22 protein-coding genes are annotated in these 24875 nt (G+C 63.6%); 15 read left to right on the top strand and 7 right to left on the bottom strand.

All coding sequences use genetic code 11. From position 1 onward, the window contains the following. Nucleotides 1-15 precede the first annotated feature (15 nt). From mraY to lpxC, 11 genes are all read left to right on the top strand, one after another. Complete coding sequence (gene mraY, locus P0D68_RS11560) at nucleotides 16-1185, top strand: phospho-N-acetylmuramoyl-pentapeptide-transferase (RefSeq protein ID WP_012434424.1); 1170 nt, start codon at nucleotides 16-18, stop codon at nucleotides 1183-1185. Nucleotides 1186-1211: 26 nt separating this feature from the next. After that, entirely contained in the window at nucleotides 1212-2726 is a 1515-nt protein-coding gene (gene murD, locus P0D68_RS11555) for a UDP-N-acetylmuramoyl-L-alanine--D-glutamate ligase (RefSeq protein WP_091798798.1), read from the top strand. Beyond that, nucleotides 2723-4000 (top strand): putative lipid II flippase FtsW, encoded by a 1278-nt coding sequence (gene ftsW / locus P0D68_RS11550; protein ID WP_091798800.1) that lies wholly within the window; start codon nucleotides 2723-2725, stop codon nucleotides 3998-4000. The genes murD and ftsW overlap by 4 nt, the downstream gene beginning before the upstream one ends. Then, complete coding sequence (murG, locus tag P0D68_RS11545) at nucleotides 3997-5112, top strand: undecaprenyldiphospho-muramoylpentapeptide beta-N-acetylglucosaminyltransferase (RefSeq protein WP_408301124.1); 1116 nt, start codon at nucleotides 3997-3999, stop codon at nucleotides 5110-5112. The genes ftsW and murG overlap by 4 nt, the downstream gene beginning before the upstream one ends. Then, nucleotides 5112-6515 (top strand): UDP-N-acetylmuramate--L-alanine ligase, encoded by a 1404-nt coding sequence (murC, locus tag P0D68_RS11540; RefSeq protein ID WP_091798806.1) that lies wholly within the window; start codon nucleotides 5112-5114, stop codon nucleotides 6513-6515. The genes murG and murC overlap by 1 nt, the downstream gene beginning before the upstream one ends. A gap of 1 nt (nucleotide 6516) precedes the next feature. After that, nucleotides 6517-7458 carry a D-alanine--D-alanine ligase gene (locus P0D68_RS11535; protein ID WP_091798809.1) on the top strand — a complete coding sequence of 314 codons (942 nt, stop codon included), beginning with the start codon at nucleotides 6517-6519 and terminating at the stop codon, nucleotides 7456-7458. Nucleotides 7459-7482: 24 nt separating this feature from the next. After that, the gene (locus P0D68_RS11530; protein WP_408301126.1) at nucleotides 7483-8235 is read left to right on the top strand and encodes a cell division protein FtsQ/DivIB; all 753 of its coding nucleotides are present in this window, start codon (nucleotides 7483-7485) and stop codon (nucleotides 8233-8235) included. Nucleotides 8236-8262: 27 nt separating this feature from the next. Continuing rightward, nucleotides 8263-9495 (top strand): cell division protein FtsA, encoded by a 1233-nt coding sequence (ftsA, locus tag P0D68_RS11525; RefSeq protein WP_007180311.1) that lies wholly within the window; start codon nucleotides 8263-8265, stop codon nucleotides 9493-9495. A gap of 163 nt (nucleotides 9496-9658) precedes the next feature. Next, nucleotides 9659-10855, top strand: a complete 1197-nt coding sequence (gene ftsZ / locus P0D68_RS11520; protein ID WP_091798815.1) for a cell division protein FtsZ — start codon at nucleotides 9659-9661, stop codon at nucleotides 10853-10855. A 268-nt stretch (nucleotides 10856-11123) separates the two neighbouring features. Then, on the top strand, nucleotides 11124-11627 hold the full coding sequence (locus P0D68_RS11515; RefSeq protein ID WP_012434415.1) for a peroxiredoxin: 504 nt from the start codon (nucleotides 11124-11126) through the stop codon (nucleotides 11625-11627). 288 nt (nucleotides 11628-11915) lie between these two features. Further along, nucleotides 11916-12833 (top strand): UDP-3-O-acyl-N-acetylglucosamine deacetylase, encoded by a 918-nt coding sequence (gene lpxC / locus P0D68_RS11510; protein WP_091798821.1) that lies wholly within the window; start codon nucleotides 11916-11918, stop codon nucleotides 12831-12833. Between the two features lie 70 nt (nucleotides 12834-12903). On the opposite strand, the gene P0D68_RS11505 is transcribed toward lpxC, so the two are convergent. Beyond that, nucleotides 12904-13389: a DciA family protein gene (locus P0D68_RS11505; RefSeq protein ID WP_408301129.1), complete on the bottom strand. Its 486-nt coding sequence runs from the start codon at nucleotides 13387-13389 to the stop codon at nucleotides 12904-12906. Nucleotides 13390-13680: 291 nt separating this feature from the next. On the opposite strand from P0D68_RS11505, the gene secA reads away from it, so the two are divergent. From secA to P0D68_RS11485, 4 genes are all read left to right on the top strand, one after another. Next, complete coding sequence (gene secA, locus P0D68_RS11500) at nucleotides 13681-16491, top strand: preprotein translocase subunit SecA (protein ID WP_091798827.1); 2811 nt, start codon at nucleotides 13681-13683, stop codon at nucleotides 16489-16491. Between the two features lie 151 nt (nucleotides 16492-16642). Next, complete coding sequence (gene argJ / locus P0D68_RS11495) at nucleotides 16643-17884, top strand: bifunctional glutamate N-acetyltransferase/amino-acid acetyltransferase ArgJ (protein ID WP_116138950.1); 1242 nt, start codon at nucleotides 16643-16645, stop codon at nucleotides 17882-17884. Between the two features lie 54 nt (nucleotides 17885-17938). Continuing rightward, a complete protein-coding gene (locus tag P0D68_RS11490) occupies nucleotides 17939-18808 on the top strand; it encodes an ATP-binding protein (protein WP_091798833.1) in 870 nt (289 codons plus the stop codon). Nucleotides 18809-18816: 8 nt separating this feature from the next. Continuing rightward, the gene (locus tag P0D68_RS11485; RefSeq protein ID WP_408186855.1) at nucleotides 18817-19242 is read left to right on the top strand and encodes an NUDIX domain-containing protein; all 426 of its coding nucleotides are present in this window, start codon (nucleotides 18817-18819) and stop codon (nucleotides 19240-19242) included. Between the two features lie 163 nt (nucleotides 19243-19405). Here P0D68_RS11485 and yacG read toward each other — a convergent pair whose 3' ends face one another. The 6 genes from yacG to P0D68_RS11455 all read right to left on the bottom strand — a co-directional run bounded on the left by yacG (nucleotide 19406) and on the right by P0D68_RS11455 (nucleotide 24785). Continuing rightward, nucleotides 19406-19603: a DNA gyrase inhibitor YacG gene (gene yacG / locus P0D68_RS11480; protein ID WP_091798839.1), complete on the bottom strand. Its 198-nt coding sequence runs from the start codon at nucleotides 19601-19603 to the stop codon at nucleotides 19406-19408. A 126-nt stretch (nucleotides 19604-19729) separates the two neighbouring features. Next, nucleotides 19730-20485 (bottom strand): cell division protein ZapD, encoded by a 756-nt coding sequence (gene zapD / locus P0D68_RS11475; RefSeq protein ID WP_091798841.1) that lies wholly within the window; start codon nucleotides 20483-20485, stop codon nucleotides 19730-19732. Nucleotides 20486-20679: 194 nt separating this feature from the next. Next, nucleotides 20680-21282, bottom strand: coding sequence for a dephospho-CoA kinase (gene coaE, locus P0D68_RS11470; protein WP_408301133.1), 603 nt, complete (start codon nucleotides 21280-21282; stop codon nucleotides 20680-20682). Between the two features lie 3 nt (nucleotides 21283-21285). Further along, complete coding sequence (locus P0D68_RS11465) at nucleotides 21286-22236, bottom strand: prepilin peptidase (protein WP_408301135.1); 951 nt, start codon at nucleotides 22234-22236, stop codon at nucleotides 21286-21288. A 27-nt stretch (nucleotides 22237-22263) separates the two neighbouring features. Beyond that, nucleotides 22264-23493, bottom strand: a complete 1230-nt coding sequence (locus tag P0D68_RS11460) for a type II secretion system F family protein (protein ID WP_408301137.1) — start codon at nucleotides 23491-23493, stop codon at nucleotides 22264-22266. Further along, nucleotides 23490-24785 carry a GspE/PulE family protein gene (locus P0D68_RS11455; protein WP_408301139.1) on the bottom strand — a complete coding sequence of 432 codons (1296 nt, stop codon included), beginning with the start codon at nucleotides 24783-24785 and terminating at the stop codon, nucleotides 23490-23492. The genes P0D68_RS11460 and P0D68_RS11455 overlap by 4 nt, the downstream gene beginning before the upstream one ends. Between the last annotated feature and the right edge of the window lie 90 nt (nucleotides 24786-24875).

The following is a 24875-nucleotide window of genomic DNA, read 5'->3' as shown; positions in this document are numbered from 1 at the left end:
TAGAAGGACCGAAGCATGCTACTGGCGCTGGCGCAATGGCTGCAGAATGACGCAAGCTTCTTGCGCGTGTTCAGTTATCTGACTTTCCGTGCGGTGATGGCGACCATCACCGCGCTGCTGATCGGGCTCGTCTGCGGCCCGGCGGTGATTCGCAAGCTGACCGCCATGAAGGTCGGTCAGGCCGTTCGTAAAGACGGTCCGCAAACTCACCTCGTGAAATCCGGCACGCCGACAATGGGCGGTGTGCTGATTTTGCTCGGCATCGCCGTGGCCACGTTGCTGTGGGCCGACCTGACCAACCGCTTCATCTGGATCGTGATGCTGGTCACGTTCGGTTTCGGTGTGATCGGCTGGGTCGACGATTACCGCAAGGTGGTCTACAAGGATCCGCGCGGTATGTCGTCGCGCGAAAAGTATTTCTGGCAGTCGGTGATCGGACTGTTCGCTGCCGTGTATCTCGCATTCAGTGTGTCCGAAGCGAGCAATGTGCGCGTGTTCGACCTGTTCATGGCGTGGGTGAGGAGCGGCCTCTCGATGGGCCTGCCTCCTCACGCCGACCTGATGCTGCCGTTCGTCAAATCGATCAGCTATCCGCTCGGCGTGTGGGGCTTCATCGTGTTGACGTATCTGGTGATCGTCGGCGCGAGCAACGCGGTCAACCTCACCGACGGTCTCGACGGGCTCGTGATCATGCCCGTCGTGCTGGTCGGCGCGTCGCTCGGCGTGTTCGCGTATGTGATGGGCAGCTCGGTCTATTCGAAATACCTGCTGTTTCCGCATATCGCCGGCGCGGGCGAATTGCTGATTTTCTGTTCGGCAATGGGTGGGGCAGGGCTCGCGTTCCTCTGGTTCAACACGCACCCGGCGCAGATGTTCATGGGCGACGTCGGTGCGCTCGCGCTCGGCGGCGCACTCGGCACGGTCGCTGTGATCGTGCGTCAGGAAATCGTGCTCTTCATCATGGGCGGCATTTTCGTCGCGGAGACGCTCTCCGTGATGTTGCAGGTCACGTGGTTCAAATTCACCAAGCGCCGTTTCGGTGAAGGGCGGCGTCTCTTCAAGATGGCGCCGCTGCATCACCATTTCGAATTGTCGGGTTGGAAAGAAACGCAGGTGGTCGTGCGCTTCTGGATCATCACCCTGATGTTGTGTCTCTTTGGTTTGTCCACGCTCAAACTGCGTTAAGCAGCAGGTCATTAAGGAAGCAGGCGATGTTCGGCGAGAAGTTTCGGGATCGGCAAAAGCCGATGGTGCTCGTGCTGGGACTGGGTGAATCCGGTCTCGCTATGGCGCGCTGGTGCGCGCGGCACGGCTGTCGGCTGCGAGTGGCCGATACGCGCGAGGTGCCGCCGAACCTGCACGCGCTGGAAGCGCACGGCATCGACGCCGCATTCGTCGGCGGCCCGTTTTCGCCGGCACTGCTCGAAGGTATCGAACTGGTCGCCATCAGCCCGGGTTTGTCGCCGCTCGCCGCCGATCTGTTGCCGCTAATCTCGGCGGCGCGCGAGCAGGGCATCCCCGTGTGGGGCGAACTCGAATTCTTCTCCCAGGCACTGAAGTCGCTCGGCGAAAGCGGCTATGCGCCGAAAGTGATCGCCATCACCGGCACCAACGGCAAGACCACGACCACGAGCCTCACCGGCCTGCTGTGCGAACGCGCGGGCAAGAAGGTCGCGGTGGCGGGCAATATCAGCCCGGCGCTGCTCGACAAGCTAACGGAAGCGATCGACAACACCGCGTTGCCGGATGTGTGGGTGCTGGAGCTGTCGAGCTTCCAGCTCGAAACCGCGCACACGTTTACGCCCGACGCGGCGGTCGTGCTGAATATCACCCAGGATCACCTCGACTGGCACGGCGGTCTCGATGCATACGCTGCCGCGAAGGGCCGCATCTTTGGTACACAAACCGTGCGCGTGTTGAATCGCGACGACTCACGCGTCATGAAGCTCGCGCCTTCGGAAGACAGCGAAGCCGAGGTGGTCACATTCGGCGTCACCGAGCCGAAGAACGACGGCGACTACGGCTTGCTGCGCGACAACGGCATGATCTGGCTCGTCGAAGCGCATGACCGCGACGCGAGCGACGAACCGGTGCCGAAGCGCCGCCGCAAGAACGAAGTCGTGACGCCGCCGAACATCGCGCTCAAGCGCCTGATGCCGGCCGACGCCTTGCGCATTCGCGGCTTGCACAACGCCGCCAATGCGCTCGCCGCTTACGCGCTCGCGCGCGCGGTCGGCCTGCCGGGCGCGCCGCTGCTGCACGGTCTGCGCGAATATCACGGCGAACCGCATCGCGTGGAATTGATCGCGTCGATCGACGGTATCGACTATGTGGACGACAGCAAGGGCACCAACGTCGGCGCGACGGTCGCCGCGCTCGACGGTCTCGCGCAGCGCATCGTGCTGATCGCCGGCGGTGACGGCAAGGGGCAGGATTTCGAACCGCTCGCCGCGCCGGTCATGCGCTGGTGCCGCGCGGTGATGCTGATCGGCCGCGACGCGCCGCAAATCCGCGCCGCGCTGGCAGACACCGGCATTGCCATAACGGACCACGCCACGCTCGAAGAAGCGACCCGCGCCGCAACCGCGCTCGCGGAACCGGGCGACGCCGTGCTGCTCTCGCCGGCTTGCGCGAGCTTCGACATGTTCAGGGGTTACGCGCATCGCGCCGCGGTGTTCCGCAGCACGGTGGAAGACATCGCGGCCGAACGGGGGACGATGATATGAGCTGGTCGGAACGTTTCGGTTCACGTCAGGCCGCCACCGGCGACGCGGGTGCTTCGGGCGCTTCGGCTCGCGCCGGCGGCCGCTCGGGCGGCAGTGGTCTTGCGAGCGCCGTCAACGGCGTGCGTCCGCTGCGCTCGCGCATGCTCGACTACGATCACTCGCTGCTGTGGGTGGTCGTCGCGCTGCTCGGTCTCGGTGTGGTGATGGTGTATTCGGCGTCGATCGCCATGCCCGATTCGCCGAAGTACGCGTCGTATCGCGACTACGCGTTCCTCGTGCGCCAGATCATCTTCGTGGTGATGGGCGCGGTGGTCGGCATCGTGTCGTTCCGCATTCCGATCGCAACGTGGGACAAGTACGCGCCGAAGCTGTTTCTGATTTCGCTGGTCGCGCTGGTGATCGTGCTGATCCCGCACGTCGGCAAGGGTGTGAACGGCGCGCGCCGCTGGATTCCGCTCGGCATCACGAACATGCAGCCGTCGGAAATCATGAAGCTCGCGGTGGCGATCTACGCGGCGAATTACACCGTGCGCAAGCAGGAATACATGCACAGCTTTGCCAAAGGCTTTTTGCCGATGGCAGTCGCCGTGGGCCTCGTCGGTGCGTTGCTGCTGCTCGAGCCGGACATGGGCGCGTTCATGGTGATCGCGGCGACCGCGATGGGCCTGCTGTTTCTCGGCGGCGTGAACGGCAAGCTGTTCGGTGGTCTGGTGGCGACCGCGGTCGGTACATTCAGCCTGCTGGTGTGGGCGTCGCCGTGGCGTCGCGAGCGGATTTTCGCGTACCTCGATCCGTGGGACGACCGTTACGCGCAGGGCAAGGCTTATCAATTGACGCACTCGCTGATCGCGTTCGGGCGCGGCGAGTGGTTCGGCGTGGGACTCGGCGGCAGCGTCGAGAAGCTCAACTATCTGCCGGAAGCGCATACCGACTTCATCCTCGCGGTGATCGGCGAGGAACTGGGTTTTGTCGGCGTGCTCGTCGTGATCCTGATGTTCTACTGGATCGTGCGCCGTTCGTTCGAGATCGGTCGTCAGGCGCTCGCGCTCGACCGCACGTTCGCGGGTCTGGTGGCGAAGGGCATCGGCATCTGGTTCGGCGCGCAGACCTTCATCAACATGGGTGTGAACCTCGGCTTGCTGCCGACCAAAGGTCTCACGTTGCCACTCGTCAGTTACGGCGGCTCGGGCATTTTGCTGAACTGTGTGGCTGTCGCCGTGCTGATGCGTGTCGATTACGAGAACCGGGTGCTGATGCGCGGAGGAAAGGTATGACCGCTCTGCCGCAACGCACGCTGATGGTGATGGCCGGTGGCACCGGGGGACACGTGTTCCCGGGGCTCGCGGTCGCTCATCTGATGCAGGCGTGGGGCTGGAAGGTCGTATGGCTCGGCAATCCCGCGGGCATGGAAGCAACGCTGGTGCCGAAGCACGGCATCCCGATGGAATACGTGCGCTTTGGCGGCCTGCGCGGCAAGGGCCTGAAGACCAAGCTGATGCTGCCGCTGAATCTGCTGCGCGCCTGTACGCAAAGCTTGAGCGTGCTGCGCCGCGTGAAGCCGGACGTCGTGCTCGGCATGGGCGGCTACATCACGTTTCCGGCCGGCCTGATGACCGCGTTGAGCGGCCGTCCGCTCGTGCTGCATGAACAGAATTCGATTGCCGGTCTCGCGAACAAGGTGCTCGCGAAAGTCGCCAAACGCGTGCTGGTTGCGTTCCCGAATGCACTGCCGCACGGCGAATGGACAGGAAACCCGATTCGTGCGGAACTTGCGCGCTCAATTGCACCCAAAGCACGCTACGCGCAGCGCAGCGGTCCGTTGAATGTGCTGGTGGTGGGCGGCAGTTTGGGTGCGGCGGCATTGAATGAAGTCGTGCCGCGCGCGGTGGCTTTGCTGGCGCCGAACGAGCGTCCGCGCATCGTGCATCAGGCGGGCGCGAAGCACATTGAAGCACTGCGCGAGAACTACGCGGCGGCGGGTCTGCAAGCGGGCGCCGACGTTGAACTCGTGCCGTTCATCGACGACATGACGAGCGCTTACGCAAACGCGGACCTGGTGATTTGCCGCTCGGGCGCGATGACCGTTTCAGAGATTTCGGCAGTAGGCGTGGCGGCGCTGTTCGTGCCGTTCCCGTATGCGGTAGACGATCACCAAACCACTAATGCAGCGTTCCTCGCCGATAACGGCGCGGCGCTGGTCGTGCAGCAACGCGATCTGTCGGCGGAAACCCTCGCTGACTGGTTGCGCAGCCAGACGCGGGAGACTCTCGCGGAAATGGCGGAGCGTTCGCGCTCGCTCGCGAAACCCGACGCCACGGAGCAAGTCGCGCAGATTTGCGCGACAGTGGCGGGTTCGATTTCGGGCGCGAGCCCAGAAGGAAAGTAATGAAACACATCGTCAAACATATTCACTTTGTCGGCATCGGCGGTGTCGGCATGAGCGGCATCGCGGAGGTGCTGGTCAATCTCGGCTATCAGGTGAGCGGCTCGGATCTGTCGAGCAACGCGATCACCGATCGCCTCGCCGCACTCGGCGCGCGGATCGCGATCGGTCACGCGGCGGAGAACATCGAAGGCGCGAATGCAGTGGTCGTTTCCACGGCAGTGCGCAGCGACAACCCGGAAGTGCTGGCCGCGCGTCATCGGCGCATTCCGATCGTGCCGCGCGCGGTGATGCTCGCGGAACTGATGCGCCTGAAGCAGGGCATTGCGATTGCCGGCACGCACGGCAAGACCACGACCACCTCGCTGGTGGCGAGCGTGCTCGCGGCGGGTGGACTCGACCCGACCTTCGTGATCGGCGGCCGGCTGATCAGTGCGGGCGCGAATGCGCGCCTGGGCACGGGCGACTTCATCGTCGCGGAAGCCGACGAGTCGGATGCGTCGTTCCTGAATCTGTTCCCGGTGATCGAAGTCATCACGAACATCGACGCCGATCACATGGACACCTACGGCCACGACTTCGCGCGGCTCAAGCAGGCGTTCATCGAGTTCACGCACCGTCTGCCGTTCTACGGCATCGCGGTGCTGTGCGTCGACGATCCGAACGTGAAGGAAATCCTGCCGTTCGTGTCGAAGCCGATCATCCGCTACGGCTTCGCGCCGGATGCGCAGGTGCGCGCGGTCAATGTGGAAGCGCTCGGCGGCAAGATGCATTTCACCGCGATGCGTGAAGATGCCGCGCCGCTCGACATCGTGTTGAACCTGCCGGGCGAGCACAACGTGCAGAACGCTTTGGCCGCAATTGCAATTGCGACTGAACTTGAAGTGAAAGATGCCGATATCCAGCGAGCGCTGGCGGATTTTAACGGTGTGGGCCGACGCTTCCAGCGCTATGGCGAAGTGCCGGTTTTCACCGAAGGCAAAGCGTCGGGCGCCTACACGCTGGTGGACGACTATGGTCATCACCCGGTCGAAATGGCGGCCACGGTGGCGGCGGCGCGCGGCGCATTTCCGGGCCGGCGTCTGGTGCTGGCGTTCCAGCCGCACCGCTTCACGCGCACGCGTGACTGCTTCGAGGATTTTGTGAAAGTGCTGTCGACCGTCGACGCGCTCGTGCTGACCGAAGTCTATTCGGCCGGCGAGTCGCCGATCGTCGCCGCGGACGGCCGTGCTCTCGCGCGTGCGCTGCGTGTGGCGGGCAAGGTCGAACCGGTGTTTGTCGATACGGTGGACGAAGTGCCGGACGCGCTCTCAGCGATTGTGCGCGACGGCGATGTGGTGATCACGATGGGCGCGGGTTCGATCGGCGGTGTGCCGGGTCGCCTCGCTCAGGAAACGAAGGTGTGAGATGAGCAGTATCGACCCTAAACAATTCGGCAAAGTGGCAGTTTTGCTCGGCGGCAATTCCGCGGAGCGCGAGGTGTCGCTCAATTCCGGGCGTCTCGTGTTGCAAGGTCTGCGCGACGCCGGTATCGACGCGCATCCGTTCGATCCGGCCGAGCGTCCGCTCGCCGCATTGAAGGAAGAGGGTTTCGTGCGCGCGTTCAACGCGCTGCATGGCGGCTACGGCGAGAACGGCCAGATTCAGGGCGCGCTCGACTTTTACGGCATCAAGTACACGGGCAGCGGCGTGCTCGGCTCGGCGCTCGGTCTGGACAAGTTCCGCACCAAGCTCGTGTGGCAGCAGCTCGGCATTCCGACGCCGCCGTTCGAAGCGGTGCTGCGTGGCGACGACTACGAAGCGCGCGCGAAAGAGATCGTCGCCAAGCTCGGCTTGCCGCTTTTCGTGAAGCCGGCGAGCGAAGGTTCGAGCGTCGCGGTGATCAAGGTGAAGAGCGCCGACGCGCTGCCGGCCGCGCTGCTCGAAGCGGTCAAGTTCGACAAGATCGTGGTGGTCGAAAAGAGCATCGAGGGCGGCGGCGAATACACCGCGTGCATTGCCGGCAATCTCGATCTGCCGGTGATCCGCATCGTGCCGGCCGGCGAGTTTTACGACTACCACGCGAAGTACATCGCGAACGACACGCAGTATCTGATCCCGTGCGGTCTGGCGGCGGACGAGGAAGCGCATCTGAAAGTGCTGGCGCGGCGCGCCTTCGACGTGCTCGGTTGCACCGACTGGGGCCGGGCGGATTTCATGCTCGACGCCGACGGCAAGCCGTACTTCCTCGAAGTGAACACGGCGCCCGGCATGACCGATCACTCGCTGCCGCCGAAAGCGGCGCGCGCGGTGGGCATCGGCTATCAGGAACTGGTTGTCGGCGTGTTGGCGCTGACGCTTAAGGACTAACCGGGGCGACCCGAAAGCAACTCCATGTGGAACAACGTTCGCCAGCTCAATTTCGCCGCCAACGCATTGCATGTGTTGCTGGTGCTCGTGCTGGTGGCGGCAGGCGGTTACTGGCTGATCCAGCGCCCGAATTTCGCGCTGCGTGAAATCCAGATCGACGGCGATACCGAGCACATCAATTCGCCGACGGTGCGCGCGGGTGTCGTGGGTCGGTTGAAGGGCAACTTTTTTACGGTGGACCTCGACGTGGCGCGTCAGGCGTTCGAGCAGATGCCGTGGGTGCGTCATGCGAGCGTGCGGCGCGTCTGGCCGAACGCGCTGGCTGTCACGCTCGAGGAGTACAAACCGCTGGGGACGTGGGGCAGCGATCAGCTGGTGAGCGTGGACGGCGAGTTGTTCACGGCGAATCAGGGCGAGCTCGAAGAGGATCTGCCCGCCTTCGACGGTCCGGACGGCACGGCAAAAGAAGTAGTCACGCGCTATCACGATTTTCAGAAATGGTTCGCGCCGTTGGGCGCGACGCCCGAAGAAGTGACGCTGTCGCCGCGCTACGCGTGGACGGTGAAGCTCTCGAACGGCACGCAGGTGGAACTTGGGCGCGAACGCAATCAGGACACGCTGCTCGATCGGAGCCGCCGCCTGACCGCGGCGTGGAACGCGGTGACGCAACGTTGGGGAAAGGATATCGAGTATGCGGACTTGCGCTATCCGAACGGTTTCGCGATTCGTGCCGCTGGCATGCGCTTCATCAGCGAACCCGACAAGGGCAAGAAGTAAACGGACATCACACGCAATGAGCACGCTATGAGTAAAGACTATAAAGATCTGCTGGTCGCCCTCGACATCGGGACGTCGAAGGTCGTGGCTATCGTCGCCGAGTTGAAGGGCGAAGGTCACTACGAGGTGATCGGCCTCGGCCAGAGCGAATCGAAGGGGCTCAAGAAAGGCGTGGTGGTGAATATCGAAGCCACCGTGCAGTCCATTCAGCGCGCGCTCGAAGAAGCCGAGCTGATGGCCGACTGCAAGATCACGAACGTATTTACCGGAATTGCCGGCAGCCATATCCGCAGCTTCAACTCCAGCGGCATGGTGGCGATCAAGGAGAAGGAAGTCACGCAGACGGATGTGGCGCGCGTGATCGAAACGGCGAAGGCGATCAACATCCCGACCGATCAGCAGGTGCTGCATATCCTGACGCAGGAATTCATCATCGACGGCCAGGAAGATGTGCGCGAGCCGATCGGCATGAGCGGCATTCGCCTCGAAGTGAAGGTGCATATCGTCACCGGCGCGGTGAGCGCGGCGCAGAACATCGTGAAGTGCGTGCGCCGTTGCGGGCTCGAAGTGAACGATCTGATTCTGCAGCCGCTGGCGTCGTCGCTCGCGGTGCTGACGGAAGACGAAAAAGAACTCGGCGTGGTGCTGGTCGATATCGGCGGCGGCACGACGGACATCGCGATTTTCAGCGAAGGCGCGATCCGGCATACGGCGGTGATTCCGATCGCCGGCGACCAGATCACGAGCGACATTGCCATGGCGCTGCGCACGCCGACGCCGGACGCGGAAGACATCAAGGTGGATTACGGCATCGCCAAGCAGGCTTTGGCCGATCCGGACGAAATGATCGAAGTGCCGGGGCTGGGCGAGCGCGGCCCGCGCACGCTGTCGCGCCAGGCGCTGGCGGCGGTGGTCGAGCCGCGCGTCGAAGAACTGTTTTCGCTCGTGCAGCAAGTGGTGCGCGAGTCGGGTTACGAGGAACTGCTGAGCTCCGGCGTGGTGCTGACCGGCGGCGCGTCGATGATGCTCGGCATGGTCGAACTCGGCGAGGACATTTTCCTGAAGCCGGTGCGTATCGGCGTGCCGGAATACGCGGGCGGTCTCGCCGATGTGGTGCGCAATCCGCGCTACTCGACGGCGATGGGCCTGCTCGTCGAGGGACGCTCGCAACGCATGCGCGGCCGCAAGGTGGCGGTGCAGTCGGGCTCGATGGGCCAGGTGTTCACGCGCATGAAGGACTGGTTCCTCGGCAACTTCTAAAGCATTCGTAGTACCGCTGCACAGAACGGGTTGTCGAACAGGTTTCAACCGGGTTTTAGGAATACGCGCTGGTGCCGGCGGCCGGCGCGCGACAGGGGGTTGCCCGATCTCCTGCCGAATAACGGCCGAAGTGGCTGTAAATTTTTATCTTGACGGAGGCATCATGGATTTCCAAATGCTGGAAACCGAAACGAACGGCACCATCATCAAGGTGATCGGAGTAGGTGGCGCTGGCGGCAATGCCGTTCAGCACATGATCAACAAAGGCGTGCAAGGCGTCGACTTCATCGTGATGAACACGGACGCGCAGGCGCTGTCGCGTTCGCGCGCCTCCGCGGTGATCCAGCTCGGCAACACGGGTCTGGGCGCCGGCGCGAAGCCGGAAATGGGCCGCGCCGCAGCGGAAGAAGCGCGTGAGCGTATTGCCGACGCACTGCGCGGCGCGCACATGGTCTTCATCACGGCCGGTATGGGCGGCGGCACGGGCACGGGCGCAGCACCCGTGGTTGCGCAGATCGCTAAAGAAATGGGTATCTTGACCGTTGGCGTGGTCAGCAAGCCGTTCGAATTCGAAGGCGGCAAGCGCATGCGCGTCGCGGAAGCCGGTTCGCAGCAACTGGAGGATCACGTCGACTCGCTGATCGTCGTCCTGAACGACAAGCTGTTCGAGGTGATGGGCGATGACGCCGAGATGGACAAGTGCTTCCAGTGCGCAGACGACGTTCTGAACAACGCAGTTGCCGGCATCGCGGAAATCATCAACGTCGACGGTCTGGTGAACGTCGACTTCGAAGACGTGAAGACGGTGATGGGCGAGCAGGGCAAGGCGATGATGGGCACGGCGACGGTTGCCGGCGTCGATCGCGCACGCCTCGCTGCTGAGCAGGCTGTCGCCAGCCCGCTCCTGGAAGGTGTGGATCTGTCGGGCGCGCGTGGCGTGCTGGTGAACATCACGTCGAGCCGTTCGCTGCGTCTGTCGGAAACGCGCGAAGTGATGAACACCATCAAGAGCTATGCCGCAGAAGACGCAACCGTGATCTTCGGCGCGGTGTACGACGATGCAATGGGCGACGCGCTGCGCGTGACGGTCGTGGCAACGGGTCTGGGCCGTGCGGCGAAGAAGCAGCAGTCGGCACCGATGACGCTGCTGCGCACCGGCACCGACAACCAGCCGATCAACGCGCACGCTGCTTACGCACCGCAAACCTCGCACGCGAGCACCGCCGACTACGGCGCGCTGGATACGCCGGCAGTGTGGCGCACCTCGCGCGATACGGCCGCTTCGCATGTGCAGGCGCTGCAGGAAAAGGGCGTCGACACGTACGACATTCCGGCATTCCTGCGCAAGCAGGCGGACTGAGCGCACGAGCAGGCTTTCGTTGCCGCGCTGCGTTTGTCGAGCAGTGCAGCGTTGGCGGACGAATGCACGAGCGTGGCGGGTGAACGGCAAACAAGTCGCGTATCTTTGAAGATTCGCGGCAAGGACAACTGCCCTCTTCGGTTTCGCGAAGCGGAGTGGGCGACTGTCGCCGGACGGCGGAGCATGCAGTGGTGGGTGCCCACGCCGGATTTTTCACTGCGACACGACGACGTGCGAGTGTGCTTCGCATCGATGCAAAGGACTGAGCATGATTCAAGCAGGTGACAAGCTGCCCGACGCAACGCTCTTCGAGTTGATCGAAGACGAGCGGGCGGGCTGCACGATCGGGCCTAACAGCTTCGACGTGCGCGAGCAGACGGCGGGCAAGCGCGTGGTGATCTTCGGATTGCCGGGCGCATTCACGCCGACCTGTTCAGCCAAACATGTACCGGGTTATGTCGAGCATGCCGAGCAGTTGCGCGCGCTTGGCATCGACGAGATCTGGTGCGTGTCCGTCAACGACGCGTTCGTAATGGGCGCGTGGGGACGCGATCAGCACGCCTCGGGCAAGGTGCGCATGATGGCGGACGGCAGTGCGGCTTTCACGCGAGCGCTCGGTCTCGAGCAGGATTTGTCGGCGCGCGGCATGGGAATCCGTTCCCAGCGCTACGCGATGGTTGTCGACGACGGCGTGGTCAAGACGTTGAACGTCGAGGCTGCCGGCAAATTCGAAGTTAGCGATGCAGGGAGTATTCTCGCTACGTTGAGCTAAGCACGCGGCGTCGTGGCCTTCGCCTTGGTGCATGCGCGGTACGCGCGTTGTGACTGGGCAACGGTCGATAAGACGCTTTTGTGACAGGCCGTTACGCGGGCCGATGACCGGAAACGCCTCCGTTCCGGGACATCGGCCCGTCACGCTTCCCTGACGGGCGCCCGAGGGTAACGTAGCGAAACAGATTGATACGTTCCGCGCAAAGACGCTCCTTAGGGTATTGGAGTATACTTCGCGCTATGGAATAAAAAGTCCCGATTGGGATTTTCAATCGAATAGAAGATCACCATGTTGAAGCAGCGCACAATCAAACAAATCGTCAAGACAGTCGGCATCGGCCTGCACTCGGGCCGTAAGGTCGAACTGACGCTCCGTCCGGCCGCGCCGGACACGGGCATCGTGTTTTCGCGCGTGGATCTGCCCACGCCGGTGGACATTCCCGCGTCGGCGATGGCGATTGGCGATACGCGTCTGGCTTCCGTTTTGCAGAAAGACGGCGCGCGCGTCTCGACCATCGAGCATCTGATGTCCGCCTGCGCCGGTCTTGGCATCGACAACCTGTATGTCGACGTCACCGCCGAAGAAATTCCTATCATGGACGGCAGTGCCGGTTCGTTCGTGTTTCTGATTCAATCGGCAGGGATTGAAGAGCAGAACGCGGCGAAGAAATTCATCAAGGTTACCAAGCCGGTCGAAATCCGCGACGGCGATAAATTCGCGCGTCTCGACCCGTATTTCGGTTTCAAGCTCAAATTCACGATCGATTTCCGTCACCCGGCGGTGGATAAGACCGGTCAGGCGCTGGAAGTGGATTTTGCCAATACGTCGTACGTGCGCGAAATCGCGCGTGCCCGCACCTTCGGTTTTGCGCATGAAGTGGAAATGATGCGCGAACTGGGTCTCGCACGCGGCGGCAGCATGGACAACGCGATCGTGCTCGACGAGTACCGCATTCTGAACAACGACGGCCTGCGCTACGACGACGAGTTCGTGAAGCACAAGATGCTCGACGCGATCGGCGACCTGTATGTGGTGGGTCATCCGCTGCTGGCGTCGTACAACGCGTACAAGTCGGGCCACGGCCTGAACAACGCGCTGCTGCGCGAACTGCTGGCGCATGAAGATTCGTACGAAATCGTCACCTTCGACGATACGCAGAAAGCGCCGCGCGGATTTGCCTACGAAACGCAGACGGCGTTTGCCTAACGCTTTCGCGGAAATGTCCGCGGCGAGTGCATGAAAAGTAAGCGGCCCTGACGGGCCGCTTTTTTTTCGCTCAGCGATTTCTCCGATGCCGGGCCGCCATTTTCGCCAAGGCTTCCTGCAATGGCGACGGCGCGAGCGATTCGCTCAGCGCATGGAGCGCGTCCGCGCCGGCCGGCGTCATGCGCGCCTGCTTGACCGGCGGCGGCTCCTTGACCGGCTGCGGCCGCACTCGAATGCGCAGTGCATTGACCGGCCAGCCGCGCTGCTGCAGATCCGACAGCAGCCGCGGCTCCAGATGCCTGAGACGTGCCGCCAGCGCGTTATGGCCGGCGAACAGCGCCAGCACGCCTTCCTTGATAAAGCTGGGCTCGACGCTCGTTGCCAGATAGTCGGGCAGAAGCGCGCGCAGATCCTTCTCCAGCGCCGCAATCTGCTCGACGCCCGCGCGCAGGGCCGCGAACGCGTCCGTGCGGTTGAGCACCTCGGCGACCGGCTGCGGGCGGCGCGCCTTGAACTGCTGGGGCGGCGGCCTTGAAAAGGAAGGAAAGCGGCTCATGTTCGGTGGGTAGCGGCGTGTTCGCACCCAATGCGCGTTCACGCCGCGATTGTACCGCGCGGGATGCACGCAGGCCGGCCTCAATGCGGACTGTCCGGGGCCGCTGCGGCGGGCTTCGGAGGCCCGGCCGCCGTCGCTTCGCTGACACAGGCGTGGGCGGGGGCGCGTGCTAAAATGCCCGATTCGAATTCACTCTTGGACTAAGCCGCCGAGGCCCTTCCGACCCCGGAGCGCACGTGCACGACCCGCACGGTGCGACCCAGCCGAAGCCGCGACGCAGACACCGATCCGATGACCACCGGTTTTCTACAGAAGATTTTTGGCAGCCGCAACCAGCGGCTAGTCAAGCAATATCAAAAGACCGTCGCGGCGATCAATGCGCTCGAACCGCAGATCGAGCAATTGACGGACGATCAACTGCGCGCCAAAACGGGTGAATTCCGCCAGCGCGTGGCGAGCGGCGAGTCGCTCGACAAGCTCCTGCCGGAAGCCTTCGCGGTGTGCCGCGAGGCCAGCAAGCGGGTGCTGAAAATGCGCCACTTCGACGTGCAGCTGATCGGCGGCATGGTCCTGCATTACGGCAAGATCGGCGAAATGCGCACCGGTGAGGGCAAAACGCTCGTCGCCACGCTGCCGGTGTACCTGAATGCGCTGTCGGGCCGCGGCGTGCACGTGGTTACTGTCAACGACTACCTCGCCCAGCGCGACGCCGAATGGATGGCGCGTCTGTACAACTTCCTCGGGCTGTCGGTCGGCATCAACCTGTCGCAGATGGACCACGAGTCCAAGCAGCAAGCCTATGCGGCAGACATCACGTACGGCACCAACAACGAATTCGGCTTCGACTACCTGCGCGACAACATGGTCTACGAGACCGACGCGCGCGTGCAGCGAGCCCTGAATTTCGCAGTGGTCGACGAGGTCGACTCGATCCTGATCGACGAGGCTCGTACGCCGCTCATCATCTCCGGCCAGGCCGAAGATCACACCGAACTCTACGTGCGCATGAATGCGCTGCCGCCGCTGCTCGAACGCCAGATCGGCGAAGAGAAAGCGGACGGCACCGGCGTCGAAAAGCCGGGCGACTACACGCTGGACGAAAAAGGCCGCCAGGTGTTCCTGACGGAATCGGGCCACGAAAAGGCCGAGCGCCTGCTCGCCGAGTGGGGCCTGATCGGTGAAGGCGAAAGCCTGTACGCGCCGCAGAACATCACGCTGATGCACCACGTGTACGCCGCGCTGCGCGCGCACACGCTGTTCTTCAAAGACCAGCATTACGTGGTGCAAAACGGCGAAGTAGTGATCGTCGACGAATTCACCGGGCGTCTGATGTCGGGCCGCCGCTGGTCGGACGGCTTGCACCAGGCGGTCGAGGCGAAGGAACACGTCAAGATCCAGAGCGAGAACCAGACGCTCGCGTCGATCACGTTTCAGAACTACTTCCGTATGTACGCGAAGCTGTCCGGCATGACCGGTACGGCGGACACGGAAGCGTACGAATTCAACGAGATCTACGGACTCGAAACGGTCGTGATCCCGACCAACCGTCCGCCCAAGCGGATCGACAAGCAGGATCAGATCTACAAGACCGCCAAGGAACGCTACGACGCGGTGATCCGCGACATCCGCGATTGCTATGAGCGCGGTCAGCCGGTGCTGGTCGGCACCACGTCGATCGAAAACTCCGAGCTGCTGTCGCATCTGCTGAAGCAGGCCGGGTTGCCGCACGAAGTGCTGAACGCCAAGCAGCACGCGCGTGAAGCGGAGATCGTCGCTGAAGCGGGCCGTCCGAAGCGCATCACGATCGCCACCAACATGGCCGGCCGCGGTACGGACATCGTGCTGGGCGGCAATGCGGAAAAGCAGGCGTCGTTCCTTGAACTGGACGAAACGCTGGCTGAAGACGACAAGCAGCGCCGCATCCAGAAGCTGCACGACGAATGGCAAGCGCTGCACGATCAGGTGAAGGCCGCGGGCGGTCTGCACATTATCGGCACCGAACGTCACGAATCGCGCCGGATCGACAACCAGTTGCGCGGCCGTGCGGGCCGTCAGGGCGACCCGGGTTCGTCGCGCTTCTATCTGTCGCTGGAAGATCCGCTGCTGCGCATTTTCGCGGGCGACCGCGTGCGCGCGATCATGGACCGCCTGAAGATGCCGGAGGGCGAAGCGATCGAGGCTGGCATCGTCTCGCGCTCCATCGAATCGGCGCAGCGCAAGGTGGAAGCACGCAACTTCGACGTTCGCAAGCAATTGCTCGAATACGACGACGTGTCGAACGATCAGCGCAAGGTGATCTACCAGCAGCGCAATGAATTGCTCGAAGCGAACGACATCACCGAGACCATCGGTGCGATGCGCCAGAGTGTGATCGCCGATATCGTCCACCAGTTCGTGCCGGCAGGCAGCATTGAAGAACAGTGGGACGTGCCCGAGCTGGAAGAGGTGCTGCGCAACGAATGGCAGCTCGACCTCGCGATCCAGGAAATGATCAACGAGTCGAACTCGATCAGCGCGGACGAGATTCTCGAAGCGGTTGAAGCCGCCGCCGACGAAGCCTATGAAGCGAAGGTCGAACTGGTCGGCCGCGAGTCGTTCAGCGCGTTCGAACGCTCGATCATGTTGCAAACGCTCGACCGCAGCTGGCGCGAACATCTGGCCGCGCTCGATCACTTGCGTCAGGGCATCCATCTGCGCGGCTATGCGCAGAAGAACCCGAAGCAGGAATACAAGCGCGAGGCGTTCGAACTGTTCGCCGCGATGCTCGACGCCGTGAAGCTCGAAGTCACCCGCGTGGTGATGAACGTGCAGATCCAGTCGCCGGAACAGTTGGAACAGGCCGCTGAACAGCTGGAAGAGCAGGGCAGCCACCTCGAAAACGTCGAGTTCCGCCACGCTGAATTTGCCGAAGCCGCAGCGGCGGCGCCTGTTGCCGCTGAGGCGGCCACGGCCGCCATGATCGGCGACGCGATGAGCCACGGCTCGTCGCAACCGGTGGCAGCGAACGTGAGCGCGGACAACGTACCGAAGGTCGGCCGTAACGACCCGTGCCCGTGCGGCAGCGGCAAGAAGTACAAGCAGTGCCACGGCAAGATCGTGTAATGCCGAAGGCGGCGCGCTCAGAGGCGCGCCGCGTCGTTTTACGCGGTACTTTGTCTTGATTTCGCGGTGGTTCGGCAACATGCCCGGACCATCAGTTTCCGTTTCCCTCGATGCCGGCGCCTGCCGGCATTTTCTTCGACAGGTCGCGACCATGGCTGTCAATTTCCCCTCGATCGATCCCGCTCAACTCCATCCCGTCGCCGGCGTTTCGCTTGGCTGGGCAGAGGCGAATATCCGCAAGCCGAACCGCAAGGACGTGCTCGTCATTTCCGTGGGCGAAGGCGCCACGGTCGGCGGCGTGTTCACGCAGAACCGCTTTTGCGCGGCGCCCGTCACGGTATGCCGTGAGAATCTGGAACGCGTGCGCGCAGGCGGCAAGCCGATTCGCGCGCTGGTGATCAACACCGGCAACGCGAACGCGGGCACGGGCGAACCGGGCCTCGTGGCGGCGCGCGAAACCTGCGCTGAGCTTGCGCGTCTCGCGGACATCACACCGGAACAGGTGCTGCCGTTTTCGACGGGCGTGATTCTGGAACCGCTGCCGGTCGATCGTCTGAAGGCGGGTCTGCCGGCTGCGCTGGCCAACCGCAAGGAAGCGAACTGGTACGACGCTGCCCAGGCGATCATGACCACCGACACGCTGCCCAAGGCCACGTCGCGCCAGGTCACGATCGAGGGCCACACGGTCACGCTGACCGGCATCAGCAAGGGCGCCGGCATGATCAAGCCGAACATGGCGACCATGCTCGGCTTTCTCGCGTTCGACGCCGCCGTCGCCCAGCCGGTGCTCGATGCGCTGGTCAAGCACGTGGCGGATCGCTCGTTCAACTGCATCACGATCGATGGCGATACGTCGACCAATGATTCGTTCATCCTGATCGCGTCGGGCAAATCGAGCCTGCCGGCGATCACGTCCACCGATTCGCCCGCTTACGCAGCGCTGCGCGACGCGGTAACCGAAGTCGCCCAGACTCTCGCGCAACTGATCGTGCGCGACGGCGAAGGCGCGACCAAATTCATGACCGTGCAGGTGGAGGGCGGCTCGAGCGTCGGCGAATGCCGCCAGATCGCGTATGCGATCGGCCACTCGCCGCTCGTGAAGACGGCCTTCTATGCATCGGACCCAAATCTCGGCCGCATTCTCGCGGCCATCGGCTATGCCGGTGTGGACGATCTCGACGTCGGCAAGATCGATCTGTATCTGGACGACGTGCTGGTTGCCACTGCCGGCGGCCGCAATCCGGCCTACCGTGAAGAAGACGGCCAGCGCGTCATGAAAAAGAGCGAGATCGGCATTCGTGTCGTACTCGGGCGCGGCGATGCGCAAGCCACGATCTGGACTTGCGACCTGTCGCACGACTACGTGAGCATCAACGCCGACTATCGTTCGTAACCAGGTTTTTCATTGGGGTTTTAACGCGGCCTGCGGGCCGCTCTCCACACAGCCATGGACAAACTCGAACAGTTTCTGACCCGGGCCGAAGCCGTGCTCGTCCGCCTGGAGGCCATGCTTCCGCCCGCCGCACCGGATATCGACTGGTCGGCCGCAGTCGCCTTCCGCTGGCGCAAGCGCCAGGGGCGCGGTTACCTGCAACCGGTGCCGGCTATCTCGGCGATCACGCTCGACGACCTGCAGAATATCGATCGCCAGAAAGGCCTGATCGAGCAGAACACCCGGCAATTCGTGCATAAGCAACCGGCCAACAACGTGCTGCTGACGGGCGCGCGCGGCACCGGCAAATCGTCGCTAATCAAGGCGTGTCTGAACGCCTATGCAAAAGACGGCCTGCGTCTGATCGAGGTGGACAAGGACGATCTGCACGACCTCGGCGATATTGTCGACCTGATCGCGCAGAGGCCGGAGCGCTTCGTGGTGTTCTGCGACGACCTCTCGTTCGAAGACGGCGAATCGGGCTACAAGGCGCTGAAGGTCGCGCTCGACGGCTCGATCGCCGCGCAGTCGGACAACGTGCTGATTTACGCGACGTCGAATCGCCGTCATCTGTTGCCCGAGTATATGAGCGACAACGAGACGTACAAGCACACGTCCGACGGCGAGATTCACCCGGGCGAACTGGTGGAAGAGAAGATCTCGCTGTCCGAGCGTTTCGGGCTGTGGGTCAGCTTCTATCCGTTCAAGCAGGACGACTACCTGTCGATCATCGCCCACTGGCTGCGGCATTTTGGCTGCGACGACGCCGAAATCGAAGCGGCGCGCGGCGATGCGCTGGTGTGGGCACTGGAGCGCGGCTCGCGTTCGGGACGTGTTGCGTGGCAGTTCGCGCGCGACTGGTCCGGCCGCAAGACCTCAGCGTGAGCCTCGGCATGAGCGACGACACGCAGAAGAACGCCGCGGGCCGCAAGGTGACGGAAGTCGCGGTCGGCGTGCTGGTTCAACCCGATGGGCGCTATCTGCTGGCGCAGCGCCCGGCCGGCAAGCCGTACGAGGGGTACTGGGAGTTTCCGGGCGGCAAGCTGGAAGCGGGCGAGTCGGTCGAGGCAGCGCTCGCCCGTGAGTTGCACGAGGAGCTGGGTATCGACGTTAAGGCGAGCCATCTGTGGCATACGCTCGAACACGATTACCCGCACGCCTACGTGCGGCTCTTTTTCTGCAAGGTAACGCAGTGGTCCGGCGAACCGCACGGCCGCGAAGGTCAGGCTTTTGTCTGGCAGACGCTGCCTGCGGATGTCGAGCCTCTCTTGCCGGCGACCATTCCCGTGCTGGAATGGCTGGCGGCGGAAAAGAACTGACAGGGAAAGAGAAGGGGAAAACGCTGTGCGCCTGGCTGAGGCGCGCTACCCTTGGCAGGCTCAGTCAGGCTGCGCGTGCCGTCGTAGGCGTTGCGCTAACGGAGACGGTCAGTGTGACCGGACCGCACGACCCGACCAACGCGACGCGGACAGCGCGCCACCTTCAATGCGCGCTGTAATCCCCGCCAGGCGTCTCGTCCGACGACGCTTCCTGCTCGGATCCGCCAATCTTGTACTTCTCAGCGGCCCAGGCGCCGAGATCGATCTGCTTGCAGCGGTCAGAGCAGAAGGGGCGGAAGCGGTTTTCAGGTGTCCAGCGGACGTCCTTTCCGCAAGTGGGGCATTTGACGACAGTAGGCATACGGTCAGGCAGTCAATCGCAAACGGAATAAGTAACGAATATAGGGGCATTTCTCGCCGCTTTAAAGGCGTGCCCTTCCTTCGGTCCGGATTTACCCGGCAAACATGACAGGCTTGTGAGCGCTGGCTACAGGCTGCAAAGCGTGAGCTGGAACGGTACGTCGACATCTACCGCACGCGGACGCAGATCGCCGTCCTGCACCGTGAAGCGCACCCACAGCATGTACTTGTTGGCGCTGGCCTCGGGGATCACGCGCAATTCCGGCGCCACCCGCACCTGCATCAATTGATACGAACGGCCGGACAGCATTTGCTGATAGCTGCCCTGCATGGCCATGACCTTGGACGCCTGGCCGGATTCGCGCGCCAACCGCAGAACGATGGTGGCCGCGTCGCGCAGCGGCAGCAGTGGCGTGACCCACTTGGCGATGTCCTGGCGGCGCTGATCGGGATGAATCTGTTGCCAGGCATAGTAGGACGGCAAATCGAACTTGCAGGTGCCGCCCGGAATGATCGCGCGGCTGCGGATACTGGCGAGCCATTCGTTGTCCGCAAGGTGCTGGCCGGTTTTGCCTTGCATCTGCGAAAGCCCCGCGAGCGTTTGCTCGATCTCGCCGAGTACGGCCTCGAGCGCGTTCTGCTCGATTCCTGGATTGCCGCGAAACGGCGCCAGCGTTTGCCGTTGGCGCTCGAGTTCTTTCATCAGATCCGACTTCAGATCCGCGCGACCCGCAACCTCTGAGATTTCGAACAGCGTGGTCAGTGCGACGTGATGTTCCCTGGCGTCTTCCTGAGTCAGAAAGAACGTGAAGCGCTCGAACAGATCTTCGAGGCGCAGCAGCGTCCGGATTCGCTCGTTGAAGGGATACTCGTAAAGGATCAAGCGGGCTCGCCTCGGGCGTGGTCGGTGACGGGAATGCAGAACATTCTAATGCCGTGAGACTACCCTAGCAATCACGCACTTTTTCAGCGCGCTTTCGCAATTTTTTTCACGTGTTTCAGGCGGTTTTCAACGCGCTTTTGGCATGCGCGTCGCTGTGAAGTTCAACCGGGATTTCCCGAGGTGACGCGCCGGCCTCATGCTCCGGCAAGCGACAGATACACGCGATGCTGCGCGTCGACTTGCGCCTTGAGCGCGTGGAGCGGCGCGTTGTCGTTGTCGATCACGTCGTCGGCTGCGGCGAGGCGTGCTTCGCGCGTGGCCTGGCGGGCGATGATTGCCAGCACCTGTTCGCGGCTGAAATTGTTGCGGCTCATCACGCGCGAAATCTGCGTTTCCACGCTGCAATCGACCGTCAGCACGCGATTCACGCGGCTTTTCCAACTGCCGGATTCGACCAGCAGCGGCACCACCACGATCACATAAGGCCCTTGGGCCTCGCGCTGCTCACGTTCGGTCTCCGCACGAATCAGTGGATGTGTGATGGCCTCGAGGCGTTTGCGCGCGCTGTCGTCGCTGAATACGAGGGTGCGCATGCGGGCACGGTCGAGCGAACCGTCAGCGGCGACGAACGCCTCGCCGAATTCGGTGGCGATCTGCGGCATCGCCACGCCATGCGGCGCGGTGATGCGATGCGCGATCAGGTCGGTGTCGACCAGCGGCACGCCGTGCGCGGCAAACAGGTCGGCGACAGTCGATTTGCCGCTGCCTATGCCACCGGTGAGTCCCACAACGAACATGCTTCAGCCTCCCAGAGCCAGATAAAGCGGTGTGCCGAGAAACAGTGTCAGTGCGCCGCCTGCCGCGAGGAACGGCCCGAAAGGCAACGGCTCTTCGAAGCGCATGCGGCCACGCCACGTTGCCAGCAGTCCGACTACGGCGCCGGCCACCGCCGCGATCAGCACGATCTGCGGCAGCGCCGCCCAGCCGAGCCACGCGCCGAGCGCCGCGAGCAGTTTGAAATCGCCGTAACCCATGCCTTCGACGCCGCGCACCAGGCGAAACAGCCAATGGACAACCCACAGCACCAGGTAGCCGAAGATCGCACCGAGCACCGCGTCGTGGAGATTCGCAAACATGCCGTCGAAGTTGACGATGATGCCGGCCCACAGCAACGGCAGCGTCAACGAGTCGGGCAGCAGGTGGGTGTCGATGTCGATCGCGCTCATGGCGAGCAGCGCCGCGCACAGTCCGAAGGCTGCGAGCGCCGTGAGGGTTGGGCCGAACAGTACAAGCGAGCCGGCCGCGAACCCCGCGCTGGCGATTTCGAGCAACGGATATCGCAGGCTCACACGTGCCTTGCAGGCGGAACAGCGCCCGCGCAGCAGCACGTAACTCAGCACCGGCAGATTTTCCCACGCGCTCAATACGTGGCCGCAGTGAGGGCACGCGCTGCGCGGCACCCACAGGTTGTAGCGCGCCGGCAGGCCGTCCTGTTCCATCGGTTCACCGGCGGCCTCGCTGATTTCCGCTCGCCATGCGCGTTCAAGCATGATGGGCAGCCGATGCACGACCACGTTCAGGAAGCTGCCGATCACGAGGCCGAACACGATGGCAAACGTGATCTGCAGGCCCGTGGGCAAGCTGCCGAACGCGAAACCGAGACCGGTTGCGAAATGATCGATACGGCCGGGCAGTAAGCCCGGCAGCAGGCTGGAAGAGGTGTCTGGCACGAGAAGAGTTGTCGCCCGCATGGATAAGGGATGGATTCGGCTGGGATCCTACACCACGTTGCCGAGTTGAATAATGGGAAGATACATCGCGATCACGAGGCCGCCGACCAGCGCGCCCAGCACGATGATGACGAGCGGCTCGCACAGGCTCGACAGCGTGCCGATCTTCTCGTCTACCTGGCGATCGGCGAGCGACGCTACGTCGATCAACATGGTGTCGAGTGCTCCGGACTCCTCGGCAACCGCGATGGGCTGAACGACCTCGGGCGGGAAGCAGCGCGCCCCGCGCATGGCCGCGGCGAGCCGCTCGCCGCGCCGCAGCCGCGCGGCGATTTCCACGGTGGCGCGGTCGAAGAAGGCGTTGCCGGTGGCGTGAGTCAATGAGTCGAATGCGTCGGCCAGCGGTGTGCCGGCCGATAGCAACGTGCCTAGCGCGCGGCTCCAGCGAGCCGCGCACAGAGTGCGCAGCAGCGGGCCGGCAACCGGTATTGTCAGCGATGCGCGCGCGAACCGGATGCGCGCCGCTTCGGAACGTCGCAGCAGAAATGTCGCTGCCGAACCGGCGGCGAAAGTCATGGCGAGTGCCGGTATGCTCCAACGCGCCACGCCGGACGACAACGCCAGCACGAATTGCGTCGGCGCGGGCAGTCTGGCGCCGAAGCCGTCGAAAATCTGCTTGAAGGTCGGCACGACCCATACGAGCAATGCGGCGGTAATCGCCATGGCAAGCACGAGTATCGCGACCGGATAGGTCAGTGCCGCGCGCACTTTCGCACGCTGCGCGGCGGCGCGTTCGCGGTCCTCGGCGATGCGAGCGAGGACGGCTGCGAGCGCGCCTGCTGCCTCGCCGACTTCGACCAGCTGGCAGTACAGCGCGTTGAACTGCGCGGGATGCCGCTGCAACGCCGCCGAAAAATTCAGCCCGCCGGTAATGTCGCGCGCTAAAGCGCCGACGATTCGCGGCATGCCCTGATGGCGAGAAGTCTGCGCTTGTGCGAGCAGGTCCAGCGCGGGCGCGAGTGGCAGGCCGGCGCGCAGCAGGCTGGAGAGTTGCCGGGTGAATAGCGTGATGTCCGCTGCGCGTGCGGTCGGGCGAGGTGCGGCGCCATGCGCCGTCAACTCGATGACAAAGAGATGGTCGCGTTTGAGGAGCATGCGTGCGGTGGCCGCGTCCGGCGCAATGAGCGAGCCGCTTTTTCGCACGCCGTTGGCGTCGACGCCGCGCCATTTGAAACGCGTGTCGGCGGGCAACGGTCGATGGGTCGTGGCTAGGTTCATGCGACCTCGGTGGCGGCGAGTGCTTCGGCGAGACTGGTAGTGCCGTCGCGCACACGCGCCAACGCGGCGTCACGCAGGGTGGCCACCTGTTCGGTCTGCGCGAGCCGCGCGAGTTCGTGCGTGCCGGCGCTGGCCACGATCAACTCGCGCATCGCATCGGAAACGGGCATAACCTGATGAACGCCGACGCGGCCCCGATAGCCGATGCCGTGGCACGCCGCGCATCCGCAGGCGGCGAACGGCTGCCAGCCGTCGAGTTGATGCTCACCGAAGCCCGCTGCCCGAAGCGCCGCCGCCGACTGCGGCGCAGGCACGCGGCACGCAGCGCAGAGGCGCCGCACCAGCCGTTGTGCGGTCACCATCCGCAACGCGGCCGCGAGGTTGTATGGCTCCACGCCGATATCGATCAGGCGCGCGACTGCAGCGGGCGCGTCGTTCGTATGCAGCGTCGACAGGACGAGGTGGCCCGTTTGCGCGGCTTTCACCGCGACGTCGGCGGTCTCTTCGTCGCGGATTTCACCAACCATGATGACGTCCGGGTCCTGGCGGAGAAAGGCGCGCAACGCCACCGCGAAGGTCATGCCGGCTTTTTCGCGCACGCTGACCTGATTGATACCGGCCAACTGGATTTCGGCGGGATCTTCCACGGAACACAGATTGCGCGCCTCGCCGTTGAGCAGATTCAGGAAGCAATAGAGCGACAGCGTCTTGCCACTCCCTGTCGGCCCCGTGACGAGCACGAGGCCGTGCGGCGCGCGAATCGCGGCGTCGACAGTTGCGCGTTGGCGCGCATCGAGTCCGAGCGAGTCGAGAGAAAGATTCGCGGGCAGAGCATCGAGTCTTCGCAGTACGAGCTTTTCGCCGAACAGCGTAGGCAGCGAATTGACGCGATAGTCCTCGACGCGGCCGGGCGAGGTGGAAATGCGCAGCCGCCCATCCTGCGGTACGCGCCGCTCGGCGATATCCATGCGAGCGAGCACCTTCACGCGAGTAATGAAGGCATCGCGCAGATGCGCGGGCGGCCGCGGGATCTCGTGCAGCACGCCGTCGATACGCAAGCGCACGCGCCAGCCGTGTTCTGCCGGTTCGATGTGAAGGTCCGACGCGTTGCGGCGGGTGGCTTCCTGCAACGTGTCGGTCAGCAGACGCACGGCGGGGGCGTCGTCGGAACTGGCGATAGTTGCTGCGCCAGCGTCGCGTGCGAATGCCTTCGGCTTTGCCTGGGCAGCGTTCTCGTGAGCGCTTGCGATGGGACGCGGCGACGGCGTTGCGGGTTGAATCGAAGCTTGCATGAGGGACCGGTGATGAGCCGCCTGTAGAACACGGACGGCTTCATCTTCCGGTACGGCGGCGGGCGCCGCCATTCGGCCATTCGGCTAATG

Origin of the sequence: Paraburkholderia sp. RL17-380-BIE-A (assembly GCF_046028085.1) — a bacterium.
Lineage (GTDB): Bacteria > Pseudomonadota > Gammaproteobacteria > Burkholderiales > Burkholderiaceae > Paraburkholderia.
Note: the sequence above shows the minus strand (reverse complement) of the source record. Positions and strands in the feature narration are given on the sequence as shown.

Excerpts from the sequence above, each read along its gene's own strand:
- mraY (WP_012434424.1), top strand. The coding sequence starts at position 16 with ATGCTACTGGCGCTGGCGCAATGGCTGCAGAATGACGCAAGCTTCTTG.
- murD (WP_091798798.1), top strand. The coding sequence starts at position 1,212 with ATGTTCGGCGAGAAGTTTCGGGATCGGCAAAAGCCGATGGTGCTCGTG.
- ftsW (WP_091798800.1), top strand. The coding sequence starts at position 2,723 with ATGAGCTGGTCGGAACGTTTCGGTTCACGTCAGGCCGCCACCGGCGAC.
- murG (WP_408301124.1), top strand. The coding sequence starts at position 3,997 with ATGACCGCTCTGCCGCAACGCACGCTGATGGTGATGGCCGGTGGCACC.
- murC (WP_091798806.1), top strand. The coding sequence starts at position 5,112 with ATGAAACACATCGTCAAACATATTCACTTTGTCGGCATCGGCGGTGTC.
- P0D68_RS11535 (WP_091798809.1), top strand. The coding sequence starts at position 6,517 with ATGAGCAGTATCGACCCTAAACAATTCGGCAAAGTGGCAGTTTTGCTC.
- P0D68_RS11530 (WP_408301126.1), top strand. The coding sequence starts at position 7,483 with ATGTGGAACAACGTTCGCCAGCTCAATTTCGCCGCCAACGCATTGCAT.
- ftsA (WP_007180311.1), top strand. The coding sequence starts at position 8,263 with ATGAGTAAAGACTATAAAGATCTGCTGGTCGCCCTCGACATCGGGACG.
- ftsZ (WP_091798815.1), top strand. The coding sequence starts at position 9,659 with ATGGATTTCCAAATGCTGGAAACCGAAACGAACGGCACCATCATCAAG.
- P0D68_RS11515 (WP_012434415.1), top strand. The coding sequence starts at position 11,124 with ATGATTCAAGCAGGTGACAAGCTGCCCGACGCAACGCTCTTCGAGTTG.
- lpxC (WP_091798821.1), top strand. The coding sequence starts at position 11,916 with ATGTTGAAGCAGCGCACAATCAAACAAATCGTCAAGACAGTCGGCATC.
- P0D68_RS11505 (WP_408301129.1), bottom strand. The coding sequence starts at position 13,389 with ATGAGCCGCTTTCCTTCCTTTTCAAGGCCGCCGCCCCAGCAGTTCAAG.
- secA (WP_091798827.1), top strand. The coding sequence starts at position 13,681 with ATGACCACCGGTTTTCTACAGAAGATTTTTGGCAGCCGCAACCAGCGG.
- argJ (WP_116138950.1), top strand. The coding sequence starts at position 16,643 with ATGGCTGTCAATTTCCCCTCGATCGATCCCGCTCAACTCCATCCCGTC.
- P0D68_RS11490 (WP_091798833.1), top strand. The coding sequence starts at position 17,939 with ATGGACAAACTCGAACAGTTTCTGACCCGGGCCGAAGCCGTGCTCGTC.
- P0D68_RS11485 (WP_408186855.1), top strand. The coding sequence starts at position 18,817 with ATGAGCGACGACACGCAGAAGAACGCCGCGGGCCGCAAGGTGACGGAA.
- yacG (WP_091798839.1), bottom strand. The coding sequence starts at position 19,603 with ATGCCTACTGTCGTCAAATGCCCCACTTGCGGAAAGGACGTCCGCTGG.
- coaE (WP_408301133.1), bottom strand. The coding sequence starts at position 21,282 with ATGTTCGTTGTGGGACTCACCGGTGGCATAGGCAGCGGCAAATCGACT.
- P0D68_RS11465 (WP_408301135.1), bottom strand. The coding sequence starts at position 22,236 with ATGCGGGCGACAACTCTTCTCGTGCCAGACACCTCTTCCAGCCTGCTG.
- P0D68_RS11460 (WP_408301137.1), bottom strand. The coding sequence starts at position 23,493 with ATGAACCTAGCCACGACCCATCGACCGTTGCCCGCCGACACGCGTTTC.
- P0D68_RS11455 (WP_408301139.1), bottom strand. The coding sequence starts at position 24,785 with ATGCAAGCTTCGATTCAACCCGCAACGCCGTCGCCGCGTCCCATCGCA.